The sequence below is a fragment of the Streptomyces sp. x-80 genome, assembly GCF_046549095.1.
GTDB lineage: Bacteria > Actinomycetota > Actinomycetes > Streptomycetales > Streptomycetaceae > Streptomyces > Streptomyces celluloflavus.
The window spans coordinates 124,801-139,445 of sequence record NZ_JAJPWM010000005.1 but is presented as its reverse complement, the minus strand read 5'-3'; the positions used below and the strand labels follow the sequence as shown (position 1 = coordinate 139,445).

Genomic DNA, 14,645 nt, shown 5'->3' with positions numbered 1-14,645 from the left:
CCTCGTGCCGCGGATTGGTCCGGCCGGCCGTATGGCTGCGGCCGGCCGGTGCGTACACCGGGCGACGCTCCGGGTCTGCCGTCGGTGCGGACCACGAACCCGGAATACCGCGAGGCCGGCACGTCGCCTTTGAGTCGGCGGGCCGGGGATCACTCGGGGATTCTTCGGACTCGGCGTCGTCCGGCTCGGCGTCGTCCGGCTCGGCGTCGTCCGGCTCGGCGTGTTGGGTGAACGCCGCCCGGAGCGGTGTGCGCCTCGGCGCTTCCGGACGCATGGAAATTGATAATGCGTCAGATATCCATATCCCGGTCGGCGGAGAGAGGCTCGGTATGAACAAGGGTGAAATTCCAGCCCCGAGTGAAGGGCTGCTGGTGACGCATTTTTTGACGGTGCGTGATGTGGCGCGCTCGCGTCGCTTCTACAGCGAGGTGATCGGCGGGCAGGTCGTCCTGGACGAGAATCCCTGCATCGTGAAGCTGGCCAACAGCTGGGTCATCATGAATCCCGGTGGCGGCCCGACCCCGGACAAGCCCGATGTGACGCTGGTCCCGCCCGGCGAACCGCACACCGTCTCCAGCTTCATGAACCTGCGGGTCGCCGACATCGAGGCGTGTTACGCCCAGTGGAGCGCGAAGGGGGCCGAGTTCCTGACTCCGCCGATCGACCGGCGCGCCGAGGTGCGCTGCTATCTGCGCGATCCCGATGGGTATCTGATCGAGGTCGGGGAGGCCACCGGATTGCTGGCGGGCATTTTCGCCCGTACCGACAGCGATACCGGGTCCGGGTAGCCCGTCCCGACCGGGCGGCTGCCCTGACGCCGTCCGCCCGTGACAGGCGCAGATCGCCGGGGACGGGGGAGGGCGGGAGGGTGGGAGGGTTCTACTGTCCCGCCCGTTCCTTGAAAGCAGGGCTCGGAGTCCGGAGCGCGAGGCCCGGAGCCCGGAGCCCGGGGCTCGAAGCCCGGGGCTCGGGGCTCGAAGCCCGGGGCTCGGGGCTCGAAGCCCGGGGCTCGGGGCTCGGGTTCGTAGGGTGCACCCGGGGCCGTCCGCGCGCCGCGTCCGTACGTGAGGTGTTCAGCCGGTGACCTCGACCCGGGCGTCGGTCCGGCGTTGCCGGTCGGCCCAGTCCCGTAGGGAGAAGCCCTCGACCGCCGCCTCATCGGGACCGGGCGTGGTGCCGGACGCCAGGACGCGGCGGGCGGCGATGTGGTCCGCCGGAGCGTTCACGGATTCGACGCTCAGCAGGTGGTCGCCCTGGAACAGCAGGACGGAGAACGAGCCGGTCGCCGGGTCGCCGAGGACCGCGGTCCGGTCGTGTCCCTGTCCGAGTCCGGCGATCTGGAGCCTCGTCGAGAACTGCTCGGTCCAGAACCAGGGGAGCGCGGTGTAGGGCGTGGGGGCCCCGGTGAGCCGGGCGGCGAGGCAGCGGGCCTGGTCGACCGCGTTCTGGACCGATTCGAGCCGGATCCGCGCGCCGGTACGGGCGCCGGGGAACTCGGCGCAGTCGCCGATGGCGGAGATGTCCGGGTCGCAGGTGCGGAGGAACTCGTCGACACGGATGCCGTCCCCGACGTCGATACCGGCGTCGGCCGCGAGCTCGGTGGCGGGCGACACGCTGACTCCCACCACGACGAGGTCCGCCCGGACGAACCCGCCGTCGTCGAGTTCGGCACCCTCGACGGTGCCGTCCCGACTGCCGTGCAGGCGCACGACGGAACGGCCGAGGAGCAACTCGGTGCCGTACGACCGGTGCAGACCGGCGATGTGTGCCGAGAGTACGGCGGACACCGACCGGGCCATCGGCCGGTCCAGCGACTCGACCACCGTGACGGCGGCCCCCGTTTTGACCGCGGCGGCCGCCACCTCCAGCCCGATGAACCCGGCACCGATGACCGCCACGCGCGAGACGGCCGACAGCCCGGCGCGCAGGCGTTCGGCGTCGCCTCTGGTGCGGAGCTGCCCGATCCCGTCCAGGCCGGTGCCGGGGATCGGGGGAACGCGGTTGCGGGCTCCCGTGGCCAGGACGAGATGGTCGTAGGCGAGCGCGTTCCCGTCGGCGAACCGGACCTGCCGGGCGGGCCGGTCGATCGCGGTGACGCGGGCGTGCCGGAGTTCGATGCGACGGCGCTCGTAGAAGGAACGGGCGCGCAGTTCGATGGTCCCCTCCTCACGCAGCAGGAACCCCTTCGACAGGGGCGGTCGCTGGTAGGGAAGGCCCGGTTCGTCGCCGATGAGGACGACGGGACCGGTGTGTCCCCGTTCCCGCAACGACACCGCGGCCTGGAACCCGCCCTGCCCGGCGCCGACGATCACGACCGTGCCGTCGGGCCTCACGACGGGTCCCCGGGTACGGTCACGACCGTTCCGTCGAGCGCGTCGGTGACCGGGAGCCGGCAGCTCAGCCGACTGGTGGCGGTCCGCGGTGCGGCCGTGCAGGCGAGCATCTGGTCCTCGTCGTCGCACATCGCCGGGAGCCGGTCCGCGAGGGACTCCTCGACGTGGACGTGACAGGTCGCGCACATCATGTTGCCGCCGCACTCGGCGGTGATCCCGTCCACGTCACCGGCGAGGGCGGCCGACATGACCGAGTCGCCGGGGGCGGCGTCGACGGTGACGCGCGTGCTGTCGGGCTGCACGTAGATGATCTTTGTCATGGCAGTTCCTGGGGGGTGGTGGGGACGGCGGGGCGACGGACGACGGCACGCTCGTCCATGACCCGCTGGCGCATCTCGCCGAGGCCGGTGATGCTGCCGGCGATCTCGTCGCCGTCGGTGAGGTAGGCGGGCGGGTCGAGTGCGAATCCGCAGCCGCTCGGGGTCCCGGTGAGGATCACGTCGCCCGGGAGCAGGTCCGTGGTCGCGCTCACCGACGAGATCAGGGCCGGCACGTCGAACAGCATGTCGCTGGTCCAACCGTCCTGGCGGGCCTGTCCGTTGACCGACAGCCGGAGGCGCAGCGGCTCGGCGTCGGGCAGCTCGTCAGGTGTGGCGAGCCAGGGCCCGGTCGGGCAGAACGACGGGAAGCCCTTCCCCCGGAGCAGCTGCATCTGGAGCGGAGACCCGGTCCCCCCGGCGCCCAGGACCACATCCCGCGCGGTGACATCGTTGGCGATCATGTAACCGGCGACATGGTCGAGGGCGTCGCCGGGGGCTATCCGTCGGCCGGCCCGGCCGATCACGACCGCCAGTTCCAGTTCGTAGTCGAGCGCCGCCGTCTCGGGCGGCCTGATCAGCGGGTCGTACGGCCCGCACACGCTGCCCGGCAGCTTGAGGAACAGCACGGGCTCGGTGGGCGCCGGGACGTCACCGAGCACCGCATGGGAGTGGACCGGGTAGTTGAACCCGACGGCGATCACTTTGCCGGGGCGGGGCACCGGTGGCCCGAGGCGCACGGCCGCGCGGGCGATCCGGTGCTCCGGATCGGCCAGGGCCGCTGCCACGAGGGGACGGGCCGTCGGCCACACCGCGAGGATCTGTGTGATGTCCGTGGCGGGGAGCCCGAAGGGGGCGAGCACGGGCGCGAGCGGCAGGATCGTGTGGTCGTCGACCAGCACGCCCGGCTGCTCGCCCCCCGGCCCGCCGAAGCTGACGATACGCATGGTCATCTTTCGGAGGACGGATGGGTGGGCAGGGTTCGCGGCGGCACCGCGCCGGGGCCGTTCACACCCCGTTCGGCGCGACCGTCAGCGCCGTCATCCAGCGGAAGACGAGGTCGTCGCTCCACGGCGGGTCCGGGACGGTGAGCGTCATCGCCGGCAGCCGCCGTGGCAGCAGCCGCAGCATGATCTCGCCCTCCAGCCGGGACAGCGGCGCCCCGAGGCAGTAGTGGCCGCCCGCGGTGAAGGCGAGGTGCCGGTTGCCCGTGCGCCGGATGTCGAACGCGTCGGGGTCGGCGAAGCGGCGTTCGTCGCGATTGGCCGACGCGATCCCCAGCAGCAGCTGGGTGCCCTCGGCGATGGTTTCGCCGTGCAGCTCGAACTCGTAGCCCGCGTAACGGGTGATGAAATGCACGGGTGACTGCCAGCGCAGCACCTCCTCCCACGCGGCCGGGGCCAGGTCCGGCTCGGCGGCGAGCAGCCGCATCTGGCCGGGATGGCGCAGCAACGCGTGGACGGCATTGGTCATCGCCGTCATCGTGGTGTGGTAGCTGGCGACGAAGAACCCGACGAGCGTCACGATCAGTTCGTCGCGACTGAGCCGCCCACCGGCCTCCTCGGCCCGCATCAGCGCGCCGACCGGGTCCTCGGGGCCGAGTCTGCCGCGCAGGGAGTCGACGATCCGGCCGAGGTAGTCGAAGTAGAACTCCGCGGTCTCATCGCCCGCGGCCAGCTGCTCCGGGGTGATCGGGCCGTGGCTCAGCAGGGGGTTGAGCGCCGGCATCCGCCGGAGCACCGTCCCCGCGTCGGAGGCGGGGGCGTGCAGCAGCCGGCACGCGATCTCCGCGGGGACGCGCTGGGCGAAGGTCTCGACGAAGTCGACCTCGCCGTCGGCCGCGCCGAGTGCCTCGATGTTGCCGGCGATGATCTCCTCGACCCACGACCGCATGGTGGCCATGGTCCGTGGCGCGAACGCCTGCACGGCGAGCTTGCGCAGCCGGGTGTGCGTCGGCGCGTCCAGGTCCGGCAGCGACAGTTGGTGAAAGGTGGCGCCGGCGCCGGTGCCGATGTTGTCCGGGAACCGGCCGGCGGCGGGCTGCACCCGCATGAGCGGGTCCTTGAAGATCCGCTCGACGTCCGCGTAGCGGCTCAGGACGATCCGTGCGCCGTCGGGGCCGGTCCGGGCGACCGGGTCGTGGTCACGCAGCTGCCGGTAGACCGCGAAACGGTCGGTGTGGAACGTCGGGTCACCGAGGTCCAGATACTCGGTGGGGGACATGCTTCTCCTCGTTGAGTCGTCGTCACGGTGATGGCGGGCCTGCGCGCGTTCCCCGACGGTACGGCCGGCCGGCGGACGCCGTCTTTGGGGAACACGAGAAGCAGGGACGGGGCGGCTCGTGGTTTCCACCAGGCCACCCGTGGTTTCCACCAGGCCACCCGTGGTGCCCGCCGGAACGGGGCGCGCCGCTGTCCGGCGGCCGCGTCGCCTACCGCCCCGTCGCCTACCGCCGCGTCGCCGTACCGCCGCGGTCGCCGTACCGCCGCGGTCGCCGTACCGCTGCGTCGCCGTACCGCCGTGTCGCCCTACCGCTGCGTGGACCGGCAGCCGGTCACCGACCGGACCAGCCCGGCGAAGGTCCTCGGGTCGGCACCGGTGAGTTCGTGCCACCGGGTCAACCGGTAGCTCACGGTGTTCGGGTGCACGCTGAGCCGCTTCGCCGCGTCCGACAGCGAGAACCCGCAGTCGGCGAACGCCAGGACGGCGGCGGCGAGGTCGGGATGGTCGTGCTGAACCCGTTGGACGGTGGCGAAGAGCGGCGTCAGCCGGGGCCGGCTGTCGAGCAGCGTCGCCTCCAGCCAGGAATCCGCGAAACGCACCGACGGTACGTTCCACAGCTGCGCGGTCCGCAGGGCGCGCTCGGCGTCGACGGTGCTCAGGTGCGCCCCGTCGAGGCCCGGACGGGGCAGCCCGATGCCGACGGCGGACCGGTCGCCTCCGATCCGGTGGACGGCCCGGAGGACGAGCGCGGGGTCGCAGTCCTGCGCGATGGCGATCATGACGTCGCCGCGGACCCCGCAGTGCACGACACCGGGCAGCCGCCGGGTCGCGCGCTGGAGATTCTCCACCTCGGCGCGCGGCCACGACGCGCGGGCCGCGCACCACGCCTGGAACCGCCCGGCCACGTCGAACGCGAGCGAGCGCGCGGTCTCCTGGACCTGCTCCCCGTGCGAGCGGTCGCCCAGCTCGGCAAGGAACCGCTGCCGCAGTTCGGCGTCCTGCGCGGCCATGCCCGGCGACTCCGCCGCGAAGGCGTCGACGACCGACGCACTCATGGCCTCCGTCCACCAGCCGATGGGCTCGACCAGTTTGAGCAGCAGGTCGTCGGTCGCCTCGGGCGCCGCCCGCAGGGCTGCCCACAGCTCGCGCACGACGATATGGAACGAACTGAGCACGTCGTAGGAGGAGACGCCCAGCTGCGTCCGCCGCCGGGCGGCCTGCCGGGTGAACCGGAGATGTTCGGCGTCCGGCGCGTGCCGGGACGCGATCCCGGTCAGCATGCGGCGGGTCAGGTCACGGACGGTACGCCGGTGTTCGGACTCGGAGAGATTCTCGTAGGAGGGCAGCTCGGCGCGGATCCGCGCCGTCAGGTCGGGGACCTCGTGTTCCAGGCGTAGGGCGACCGTCTCGCACAACCGCTGCATCGCGGTGGGGGCCGACGTCATCACCCGAGCGTATGCCGGTCCGGCTCCGGCTGCTGAACCGGGCCGGGGAGCCGCCCGCGGCCACCGCGATCCGGTTTCCCGGAGACCGGCGGGACGGCCCCGCGCCATCGGCGACCGATCCGCCGCCATGGCCACCGGCCGCCGCGTCGGCGTCACCCCGCACGCCGCCGTCACCCCCGTACGCCACCGTCACCTCGTACCGCCGCGACGGCATCGCTCGTCGGCCGCCCGCTGCGCGACGCGGCCCTCCGCACCGGCCTCTCCTCGCGAACAGACCTGACCGGCCGGGCCGCTTCCCCCCGCCGGGGCCGTCACCACGCAGGGGCTGTCACCACGCCGGCGGCTCGTCCTGGTGGCGGACGGCCGGGACATCGGCGGGGTGGTCGGCCATCCACCGGGCCACCTCGTCCGGAGAGGCGCACCACACCCGCGGATCGCCGGCGAGACGGTCGAGCAACTCGCCGATGACCTCCACGCGTTCCGGGGTGTCCGTCCAGGGGACGTGGAAGACGAACGATGTGCAGCCGCCCGCGTCGACGGTCTGGTCGATATGGGCGAGATGGGCCCGCAGGAGACCCCGGGGACCCACCGGCTCGCGCCCCGGGGGAACACGGAGTGCGGCGAACTGCGCGAAGTAGTAGCAGCCGTCGACGTTCTGCCAGGGGAAGGGGAGCAGGGGCACGCCGTCGACGAGCCCGTAGTTCCGGCCGGCGAAGGACAGGTGGCCGAACCCGGCGTCGAGGTAGCGGCCGAGGGGATGCCCGCCCAGGAGGCCGCCCGGCGGACGAGCGCTCGCGAGGCGCAGGCCGAGCGCGTCGTACGCGGCGAGAGTCCTTGCCATGGTGGCGCTCGCCTCTTGGGGCGAGAGCCGGTAGGTGGGTTCGTTCCACCACCCGTGCCACCCGAGTGAGTGTCCGGCGGCGGCGATGGAGCGGAGCGCGTCGGGATAGAGCTCGCAATTCAGCGCTTCGACGTAGAACGTCGTGGTGATATCGCGGTCCGCCAGCAGATCCAGGATGCGCGGCAGGTCCCGGGAGACGCTCGGGTGGTGCCCGCGCGGGGTGTCCGGCGGCAGGATGCCCGCCTGGAGATCGGCGGCCTCACCCAGATGATCGAACGTCACGCATACCGCTGCCCGACGCCGCTCCGGTCCCCAAATCCCGCTGGCACTCACTGTTTCCTCCGCTGCGCTCCGCGCCTGGATCAACCGGCTGTGTGTATGCGGCCGCCCGTACGGCAACCCGGGCCCGTACGCCCGGCCTCGCCGCACGCGCCGGGCACAGACGGTAGGCCGGCCGAGCGGCGAAATCTTCGGGGAAACAACGGAATGACGGCGCGCCGCACAACGGAATCCACAATCCGCCTTCTTCCGCCCGTCGGTCGGGAGCAGTGCGAAGGGCCGGTGGTGCTGGAGACGGTCAGCGGGGCGCCCATAGCGGAGGACGAGGCAAAGAAGTCCATTTTGACCATATTGTTGCGACAGAATCGGCAGGCAGCGATACGCTTCAGTTCTGCAAGCCGAGCGGGCTGAAAGTGTTTTCGCTCATTCGGCAGAACAGTCTCTGGCCTTGCCGCCGGCAAGGGCGGGCATCATTTTGTACATGTGGCGACGCGTATGCGGTACGGCAATTTTTACGCGAAGGGGGCATGCATGACGTTTGCTGTCATCATTTCCGTCATTCTCACCGTGGGCATGATTGCCTATATTGTTAGTCTTTTCCTCCGTGACAACAAGATCAAAACGCACGGGCGGGACATCAAGGCCCTGGTGGAGGACGTTCGTCACGTCGGGACAAATGAAAGCGGGTCCTTCGAAATAGCGTATCGACTTTCCTGGCGCGAGGGTGACGTAACGCGACACGTGGATGGCCGGGACACCATTCCCGCCTCCCGCATGTCAAAGGTGCAGAAGGGCTGTGAGGTTGATATCAAGTACCTGGATGACGCCCATATTCTGTTTGTTTTCAACCCGTAGAAAATGCGGGAGGATTTCGATCCGGGGGCGGGTGCGCGCCGAGGGTGGACGCCCGCGGAGCCACTTCCTTGGGGATGGCACCAGTCCTCAAGGTGTTGCCACCGACACCCCCGGTTCACTGCCTGGAGCCAGTGATCGAGGCTCCGGCGCGGACCAGGGTGGTGCCATGCCCACTCGACGCGAAACCCTCGCTGCCTCGGCCGCCCTGGCCGGCGGCGCCCTCCTGTCCGCCGCCCCGGCCGCGGCGGCCGACCCCCGCGTGGCCCAGGACCACGCGACGGCCGCATCCGGCCGGCAACCCGGCGGCGCCCTCGCCCTCACCCACGCCACCGTCCTCGGCGCGGGTCCCGACCACACCGTCCTCATCCGCGACGGCCGCATCACCCGTACCGGCCCTTCGGCCGAGGTCCCGATCCCGAGCGGGACGACGACGTACGACCTGACCGGCAAGTACATCGTCCCGGGCGGCCTCGTCGAGGCCCATGTCCACAACGACGGGCCCGAGAGCGTGCTGCCGCCCCTCTTTCCGCTCAACGGCGTGACCACGGTCCGCGAGATGTGGGGCGGACCCGTCCACCACGAGTGGCGCGACAAGGTCCGCGCGGGCACGCTCCTCGGCCCCCGCTGGGTGATCGCCGGCCCGATCATCGACGGGCGCCCCTCGATATGGGCCAACGACACCGGCCAGCGCGTCATCGAGGTCACCGACGGCCCGTCCGCACGCCGCGCGGTACGCGAGGTGAAGGCGAGCGGCGCCGACTTCGTCAAGGTGTACTCACGGCTCACCCCCGAGGCGTACGAGGCGATCGCCGACGAGTCCCGCCGCCAGGGCCTGCGCCACGCGGGTCACTGCCCCGACACCCTGCCCGTCGCCCGCGCGAGCGACGCCGGGCAGCAGTCCATCGAGCACCTCCACGCCCTGCTCCTCGCCACCTCCGCCCAGGAGTCCGAGATCAAGCGGGCCCTCGCGAAGGTCCGTATCGACCCCACCCTCGGCACCAGCTTCGAGCGCTACGCGAGCTGGTTCCGGCAGGTGCACGCGGTGGAGTGGCAGGCGATGCAGACATACGACGTCGGCCGTACCCGCGCCCTCTTCGACCGGCTCGCCGCCAACGGCACCCGCGTCGTACCGACCCTCACCGTCCACCATTCCTTGGAGCGCACCGATCAACTCCCCACAGACTCACCGGAGTTCACGTACCTTCCCACCTGGATGACCGACTACTGGCCCACCATCTGGGCCGCCCTGACCGCCGGCCGCACCGCGCAGGACGCCGCCCGTATCCGCCGGCTCTACGAGCACCGGCTGCGCCTCGTCGCCGAACTCCACCGGGCCGGCGTGCGGTTGCTCGCGGGCACCGACACCGGCACCGGCTACGCGGTCCCCGGCTTCGCCCTCCACCACGAGCTGGAGCTGCTCGCCGAGGCCGGACTGCCCACCCGGGACGTCCTCCGCGCCGCGACCACCGAGCCCGCCCGGATGCTCGGCCTGCCCGCCGACCGCGCCGACCTGCTGGTCCTGGACGCGGACCCGCGCACCGACATCAGCCATACGCAGCGGATCGACTCCGTCCTGGTCGCGGGCCGCTATCTGGACCGCGCGGAACGCCTGCGCCTGCTGGCCGACGTGGCGCGCGCCGCCGCCGCGAGCAAGCCCCCGGCCGCAGGCGCCGCGGCCCCGCACCTCTGCGCCCACTGACCGCCCGGCGGCCGGCCCCTTGTCACGCCCGCCTGCCGGCCCGGCGGCGCGCGGGGCCGGAGCCGCGCCGGGTGCGCAGGGCGCCGGACCGCACTGCCGCCCAGGGCATCGGTGACAGCGGCCGGCCGACCTCTGTACTCAGTCCGTCCGTCCCGATGGCCCGCCGCCCTCCCGAACGGCGGGCCATGGGCGTCAGCTCAGCGCCTCAGGGGCGGAATGTCTGCCCTTGCGCGTTGCCTTCCACGGCCGTCACATATGCCTGGGCGACTTCGGAGACCGGTGTGCCGCCGGTGTCGTCCGCGCCCATGCTCCGCAGGGTTTCCTTGATCCAGCCAGGGCTGATCAGGTTGATGCGCAGATCGCGGGGGAGTTCGCTCGCCGCGTTGCGGACGAAGCCCTCCAGCCCGGTGTTGATCAGAGCGCCCAGCGAACCGCCGGGCAGCGGAGCGGTGAAGGTGCCTCCGGTCAGCGTGATGGAGCCACCGTGTCGCAGGTGGCGTACGGCGCGCTGGGCCAGTGCCACTTGGCCCAGCAGTTTGCCCCGCATCCCCGTGGCCATCTCCTGGTCGGTCGTCGATTCCAGCGAGACCAGGGGACCGCCGGCGGCGCAGCACACCACGGCGTCGAGGTCCCGTACCGCGTCGAAGACCGCGTCCAGTGAGGACGGATCGTCCAGGTCCACCCGCAGTTGACCACTGCGCGAGGCGCTGACCACCTGGTGCGAAGCGTTCAGTGCGCTGACGACAGCGCTGCCGATGGTCCCTGTTGCGCCTATCACGAGTGCCTTCACGCCGCTGAGCATGTCATCGGCCCACAAGCGGGTGCGCATCTTTCTCACGCCCGGAACCCGGGGCTCGGAGTCCGGAACCCGGGGCTCGGTGCCCGTCCCAGTGCCCGTCCCGGTGCTCGGCTCGGCGTGTGGGTCCCTCGGTCGGCGCCCGGTGCGATGTGGGCGCCGGAGGGTCCGGCCCGTCCCGTCCGTGTCCCATCGCGCCGTTCCAGGCGAGGCCAGTTCTCGCAGGTCAGAGGCCATGGAAGCGTTCCTGCGTCCCTGATGCCCCGGCTCTCCTTGCCAGGTCTTCCCGGGGAGGGTTTTCTATGGGGGCCGGTCGCAAGGGGCCCGGTCACGGCGAACCTCGTTCGCCGCACACGGCCGCCGACCACGCCCACCGAACTCGTCATCTCCAAGCACCGTTTCATTCACGTCATCACGAGGGACTCCATGAACATCAAGCGCGCCACCAAGCCTCTGCTCGCCACCATCACCCTGGTCGGCGCCCTGTCCCTCACGGCCTGCAACATCGACGTCAAGGAAACCGGCGGCGCGTCGGGCGCCGCCGCGTCCAATGCCCCGGCCGACAACGGCAACAGCGGTGGGAGTGGCGACGGCAACGGCAATGGCTCCAACGGTGGGGGTGGCAACACCGGCGGCAGCGGCAGCGGCACCGGCGGGAGCGGCGGCTCGAACGGTGCCAAGAGCCACGCCGGCGGCGGCAAGGTCGGCATCTGCCGCACCGCCAACCTGAGCGTCACCGCCTCCGACAACACGACCGACAAGCAAACGGGCGTCGTCACCGTCGGGCTCAAGAACAAGGGCGGCAGCGACTGCTCCATCAGCGGCTATGCGGGCGTCGACCTGAAGACGGCCGATGGCGACACCATCTCCGTGGACCGCAATGGCGACAAGATCCACCCGGAGATCCTCAAGAACGGCGAGTCCGCCGCCTTCAACATCTCCTTCCCGTACAACAACACGGGCGGCAGCGGCGTACGCATCGCCAAAATCCTGGTGACGGCCCCGAACGACACCTCGCAGGCCATCGTCGCCTGGCCCGCGGGCTCCCTGCCCGCCGACAACCCGGACGCCCCGAACAAGGGCCAGAAGCTGACGATCAGCCCGGCCAACAAGGCCAGCGACTCCCCGGCGGGCTGACCCACCCCGGGAATCGTGCGGGGCGCCTGCGGACCTGGCAGGCGGCCCCGCTCCTGGTTCACGATGCGGTTGGTCGCCGGAGCGGGGCTCTCGGTGTGCCGACGTCTACCGCGTCACCACCGGTCGATGCCCATCGTCTTCGCCGCACTGTGGATCGCGTTGTAGTGCGGAATCGACATGTCTGACTTCTTCTGGTTCGCCGGAAGGTGCCGGTCGGCCTGCCGGAACTCGTCGCGCGCCGCGGCCAGCAGGCTGGTTCCGTAGCTGACCGGCACATCGTCCTTCCCGTGAACGGGATGCGATTTGGCCGCCGTCTGGCTCCCGGCGTTGGCCAGGGTGCTCCGGGCCTGGTTGTACGCGGCCGGCTTGATCGTCTTCGGGTTCGCCGCCACTGCCTGCGCACCGGCCACCACAGGGACGTTCTCGGTACCGACGGCGGCGGAAGCGGGGGCGACAGCTACTGCGACGGCTCCGACCGCTGCCGCTACCCCGAGCCCGGTCCGGATGATGAGTTTCATGCGATGCCTCTCTTGTGCGGCGAATCTTGTACGGCGAAAGGATTCCGGTTGATGCGGAGGCATCCTTCCCACTCGTGCGGCGGAGTCTTAGGCATCGCTGTCGAATGGTCCCTCGAACTTGACCACACGTGGTTCAGCCGACGGTCCGGTCTCCGGTCCGGCAGCGACAGCCTCGCCCCGCGGCGTCCGGATTTCGCCGCTTGCCCTGCGCACTCAGCGACCGAGGGCGTCGCGGAGCTCCTCTTTGTTCATATGGGACCGGCCTTCGATGTGCTTCCTCTTGGCCTCCGCGTACAGCTGGTCCTTCGTGGGGCCCTGGGCTCCGCGGTGGGAGCGTTCGCCGCCACGCTGCGAGGCGGACTTCGGGTCCTGGGTGGAGACCCTGCTCGAAGTCCTCGACTCGCCGGCGCGGGCTCGCTCCTTGTTCACGGTCCGGGAGGCGATCTCCTTTGCCCGCTCGGTGGATTCGCCTCGCTCTTCGGCGCTCTTCTTGATGTGCTCGTATTGACGCTCGCGCTTCTTGCTCGACCCTGCCGGCATGCTGACTCCTTGTGCGGGCGGTAAACGGGTACGGGGGACGGGTACGGGGGACGGATACCGATACGGATACGGGTACAGAAACCGATACGGATACCGATACGGATACCGATACGGCCGACGGAATGCCGGAGTGGCTGTCGGCCACGACTCCATTGCACCCGTCACGACAGCTGCCCGCGCGGTGGGAGAACCGCTCGGGCGGTGCACGGGCGGAAGAGCGCGGAGTCCGCGACGGCGCCGTCCACCTCCACCTCCACCGTCACGACGTTCTCCGCGCCGAGCCGGCAGCCCGGAGCCCCGGGATGCGGATGGTGACGAAGGGGCGACGCACGGCCACATTCCGGGCCTTGGGAGACGCTCGTCGGGCCCCTCGGCTGTGAGCCCGCCCATAGGTCGCGGATCACGTACGGAGCGCGGTAGTAGACGCGACGGGGGCGGCGCCCAGCGCCCACGGCGGGCGTGTGTCCGCCCGCGGCCTCCGGCTACGTCATGAGGTAGTGCAGGGGGGTATTGCCCCGGTACGTCCGGATCGCTAACTATGGCTGACGTCCCGGGAAGCCGATCGCCGGACCGGGCGGGAATCGCCCGCCGCTGCCGATCGGGCCCACCGCGTACAGCGCAGGCCGCCGTCGCAGGGCCACCCGGGACGCGTCCTGTCACCGAACGAAGAGGTACTGCTGCATGACTGCCACCACCCGCACCGCCACCAGCACGCGCTTCCGTAAGCTCGCCGTCACCGGCGTCGCCGCACTCGGTGCCGCGGCCGCCGCGCTCACCATCGCGCCCTCCCCCGCACACGCCGCCGCGCCGGCCTCGCACAGCGTCGCCGCCGCCACGGTCTCCGCGGCCGGTGTCACGGCGCAGGCGAACAGCGTCGCCAAGGCCGGGCAGGATTCCGCCTCGGGCAGCCTGGACGGCTGGATCCGCCAGTCCCTCGACGTCATGAAGTCCAACGGCATCCCCGGCAGCTACGAGGGCCTGCACCGCAACATCATGCGGGAGTCCGGCGGCAACCCGAACGCGGCCAACGGCTGGGACGTCAACGCCCAGAACGGCACGCCGTCCAAGGGCCTGCTCCAGGTCATCCAGCCGACCTTCGACGCGTACCACGTCTCCGGCACCGCGCACGACCTGACCGACCCGATCGCCAACATCACCGCGGCCGCCAAGTACGCCGCCGACAAGTACGGCTCGATCGACAACGTCAACTCCGCGTACTGAGCCTGCGGGCACGGAGAAACGGACAGCAGATGCCGCACGAGAGCGGGAGTGTGACGCACCGGAGCCTGCCGGTCATGTGCCGGCCGGCGACGGACCGCGCACGAAGCGGCGCCCGCGGCGCAAGGCGCCGCGGATCACCGCCTGGGCCGCCTTCGGTGCAGCATCCCGCCGACGAACTGGGCGGCGTGGACGTCGCCACCCAGCAAGCGTCACCTGAAGGGTGAGCAGGCGCTGAGCCCGGTCCGTACCCGGCACGGCGCCGGCGACGGCAGTGACCTCGGCCGCATCCCGCTTCAGCGGGCGTTCATCAAGGCGCCGACGCAACGGATCGACGGCACCGGGGCGAGCAGCGCCCGGAATGCCCCACCGGAACCGGCAGGCCCGTACGTCCCGTCACGCTCGCCCAACTCATCGTACTAATCTCTACCGTGACGCTCCATC

General features: G+C 71.1%; 15 protein-coding genes. 6 read left to right on the top strand and 9 right to left on the bottom strand.

Features of this window, described 5'->3' with window-relative positions; translation table 11 throughout:
• Positions 1-329 precede the first annotated feature (329 nt).
• Positions 330-788, top strand: coding sequence for a VOC family protein (locus ACLJWH_RS11275; RefSeq protein ID WP_411141801.1), 459 nt, complete (start codon positions 330-332; stop codon positions 786-788).
• A 285-nt stretch (positions 789-1,073) separates the two neighbouring features.
• On the opposite strand, the gene ACLJWH_RS11270 is transcribed toward ACLJWH_RS11275, so the two are convergent.
• From ACLJWH_RS11270 to ACLJWH_RS11245, 6 genes are all read right to left on the bottom strand, one after another.
• On the bottom strand, positions 1,074-2,333 hold the full coding sequence (locus ACLJWH_RS11270; protein WP_411141504.1) for an NAD(P)/FAD-dependent oxidoreductase: 1,260 nt from the start codon (positions 2,331-2,333) through the stop codon (positions 1,074-1,076).
• A complete protein-coding gene (locus ACLJWH_RS11265) occupies positions 2,330-2,653 on the bottom strand; it encodes a 2Fe-2S iron-sulfur cluster-binding protein (RefSeq protein WP_411141503.1) in 324 nt (107 codons plus the stop codon). Before ACLJWH_RS11265 ends, ACLJWH_RS11270 begins: the two co-directional genes overlap by 4 nt.
• Positions 2,650-3,603 carry a fumarylacetoacetate hydrolase family protein gene (locus tag ACLJWH_RS11260; protein WP_411141502.1) on the bottom strand — a complete coding sequence of 318 codons (954 nt, stop codon included), beginning with the start codon at positions 3,601-3,603 and terminating at the stop codon, positions 2,650-2,652. Before ACLJWH_RS11260 ends, ACLJWH_RS11265 begins: the two co-directional genes overlap by 4 nt.
• Positions 3,604-3,658: 55 nt before the next feature.
• Entirely contained in the window at positions 3,659-4,873 is a 1,215-nt protein-coding gene (locus ACLJWH_RS11255; protein WP_411141501.1) for a cytochrome P450, read from the bottom strand.
• A gap of 305 nt (positions 4,874-5,178) precedes the next feature.
• Positions 5,179-6,318 carry a PucR family transcriptional regulator gene (locus ACLJWH_RS11250; protein WP_411141500.1) on the bottom strand — a complete coding sequence of 380 codons (1,140 nt, stop codon included), beginning with the start codon at positions 6,316-6,318 and terminating at the stop codon, positions 5,179-5,181.
• A gap of 328 nt (positions 6,319-6,646) precedes the next feature.
• Positions 6,647-7,441, bottom strand: coding sequence for a polysaccharide deacetylase family protein (locus tag ACLJWH_RS11245; protein ID WP_411141499.1), 795 nt, complete (start codon positions 7,439-7,441; stop codon positions 6,647-6,649).
• A gap of 528 nt (positions 7,442-7,969) precedes the next feature.
• Here ACLJWH_RS11245 and ACLJWH_RS11240 point away from each other — a divergent pair.
• Positions 7,970-8,293 carry a hypothetical protein gene (locus ACLJWH_RS11240; protein ID WP_411141498.1) on the top strand — a complete coding sequence of 108 codons (324 nt, stop codon included), beginning with the start codon at positions 7,970-7,972 and terminating at the stop codon, positions 8,291-8,293.
• Positions 8,294-8,459: 166 nt separating this feature from the next.
• Positions 8,460-9,992, top strand: coding sequence for an amidohydrolase family protein (locus ACLJWH_RS11235; RefSeq protein ID WP_411141497.1), 1,533 nt, complete (start codon positions 8,460-8,462; stop codon positions 9,990-9,992).
• A 205-nt stretch (positions 9,993-10,197) separates the two neighbouring features.
• Here the strand turns inward: ACLJWH_RS11235 and ACLJWH_RS11230 are convergent, their stop codons facing one another.
• Complete coding sequence (locus ACLJWH_RS11230) at positions 10,198-10,782, bottom strand: short chain dehydrogenase (protein ID WP_411141496.1); 585 nt, start codon at positions 10,780-10,782, stop codon at positions 10,198-10,200.
• Positions 10,783-11,214: 432 nt separating this feature from the next.
• Between ACLJWH_RS11230 and ACLJWH_RS11225 the strand changes: the two genes are divergently transcribed.
• Positions 11,215-11,925: a DUF4232 domain-containing protein gene (locus ACLJWH_RS11225; protein WP_411141495.1), complete on the top strand. Its 711-nt coding sequence runs from the start codon at positions 11,215-11,217 to the stop codon at positions 11,923-11,925.
• Positions 11,926-12,038: 113 nt separating this feature from the next.
• On the opposite strand, the gene ACLJWH_RS11220 is transcribed toward ACLJWH_RS11225, so the two are convergent.
• Together ACLJWH_RS11220 and ACLJWH_RS11215 are read right to left on the bottom strand one after the other, a co-directional pair.
• Complete coding sequence (locus ACLJWH_RS11220; RefSeq protein WP_411141494.1) at positions 12,039-12,443, bottom strand: hypothetical protein; 405 nt, start codon at positions 12,441-12,443, stop codon at positions 12,039-12,041.
• Between the two features lie 213 nt (positions 12,444-12,656).
• Positions 12,657-12,983, bottom strand: a complete 327-nt coding sequence (locus ACLJWH_RS11215; protein ID WP_411141493.1) for a plasmid stabilization protein — start codon at positions 12,981-12,983, stop codon at positions 12,657-12,659.
• A gap of 681 nt (positions 12,984-13,664) precedes the next feature.
• On the opposite strand from ACLJWH_RS11215, the gene ACLJWH_RS11210 reads away from it, so the two are divergent.
• Positions 13,665-14,204, top strand: coding sequence for a transglycosylase SLT domain-containing protein (locus tag ACLJWH_RS11210; protein ID WP_411141492.1), 540 nt, complete (start codon positions 13,665-13,667; stop codon positions 14,202-14,204).
• Positions 14,205-14,345: 141 nt separating this feature from the next.
• Complete coding sequence (locus ACLJWH_RS11205; RefSeq protein WP_411141800.1) at positions 14,346-14,624, top strand: LCP family protein; 279 nt, start codon at positions 14,346-14,348, stop codon at positions 14,622-14,624.
• The last annotated feature ends 21 nt before the right edge of the window (positions 14,625-14,645 follow it).

Bases quoted from the DNA above. Each gene is read 5' to 3' on its own strand.
- ACLJWH_RS11215 (WP_411141493.1), bottom strand. From the start codon at position 12,983: ATGCCGGCAGGGTCGAGCAAGAAGCGCGAGCGTCAATACGAGCACATC.
- ACLJWH_RS11240 (WP_411141498.1), top strand. From the start codon at position 7,970: ATGACGTTTGCTGTCATCATTTCCGTCATTCTCACCGTGGGCATGATT.
- ACLJWH_RS11260 (WP_411141502.1), bottom strand. From the start codon at position 3,603: ATGACCATGCGTATCGTCAGCTTCGGCGGGCCGGGGGGCGAGCAGCCG.
- ACLJWH_RS11225 (WP_411141495.1), top strand. From the start codon at position 11,215: ATGAACATCAAGCGCGCCACCAAGCCTCTGCTCGCCACCATCACCCTG.
- ACLJWH_RS11220 (WP_411141494.1), bottom strand. From the start codon at position 12,443: ATGAAACTCATCATCCGGACCGGGCTCGGGGTAGCGGCAGCGGTCGGA.
- ACLJWH_RS11210 (WP_411141492.1), top strand. From the start codon at position 13,665: ATGACTGCCACCACCCGCACCGCCACCAGCACGCGCTTCCGTAAGCTC.
- ACLJWH_RS11235 (WP_411141497.1), top strand. From the start codon at position 8,460: ATGCCCACTCGACGCGAAACCCTCGCTGCCTCGGCCGCCCTGGCCGGC.
- ACLJWH_RS11265 (WP_411141503.1), bottom strand. From the start codon at position 2,653: ATGACAAAGATCATCTACGTGCAGCCCGACAGCACGCGCGTCACCGTC.
- ACLJWH_RS11250 (WP_411141500.1), bottom strand. From the start codon at position 6,318: ATGACGTCGGCCCCCACCGCGATGCAGCGGTTGTGCGAGACGGTCGCC.
- ACLJWH_RS11255 (WP_411141501.1), bottom strand. From the start codon at position 4,873: ATGTCCCCCACCGAGTATCTGGACCTCGGTGACCCGACGTTCCACACC.
- ACLJWH_RS11275 (WP_411141801.1), top strand. From the start codon at position 330: ATGAACAAGGGTGAAATTCCAGCCCCGAGTGAAGGGCTGCTGGTGACG.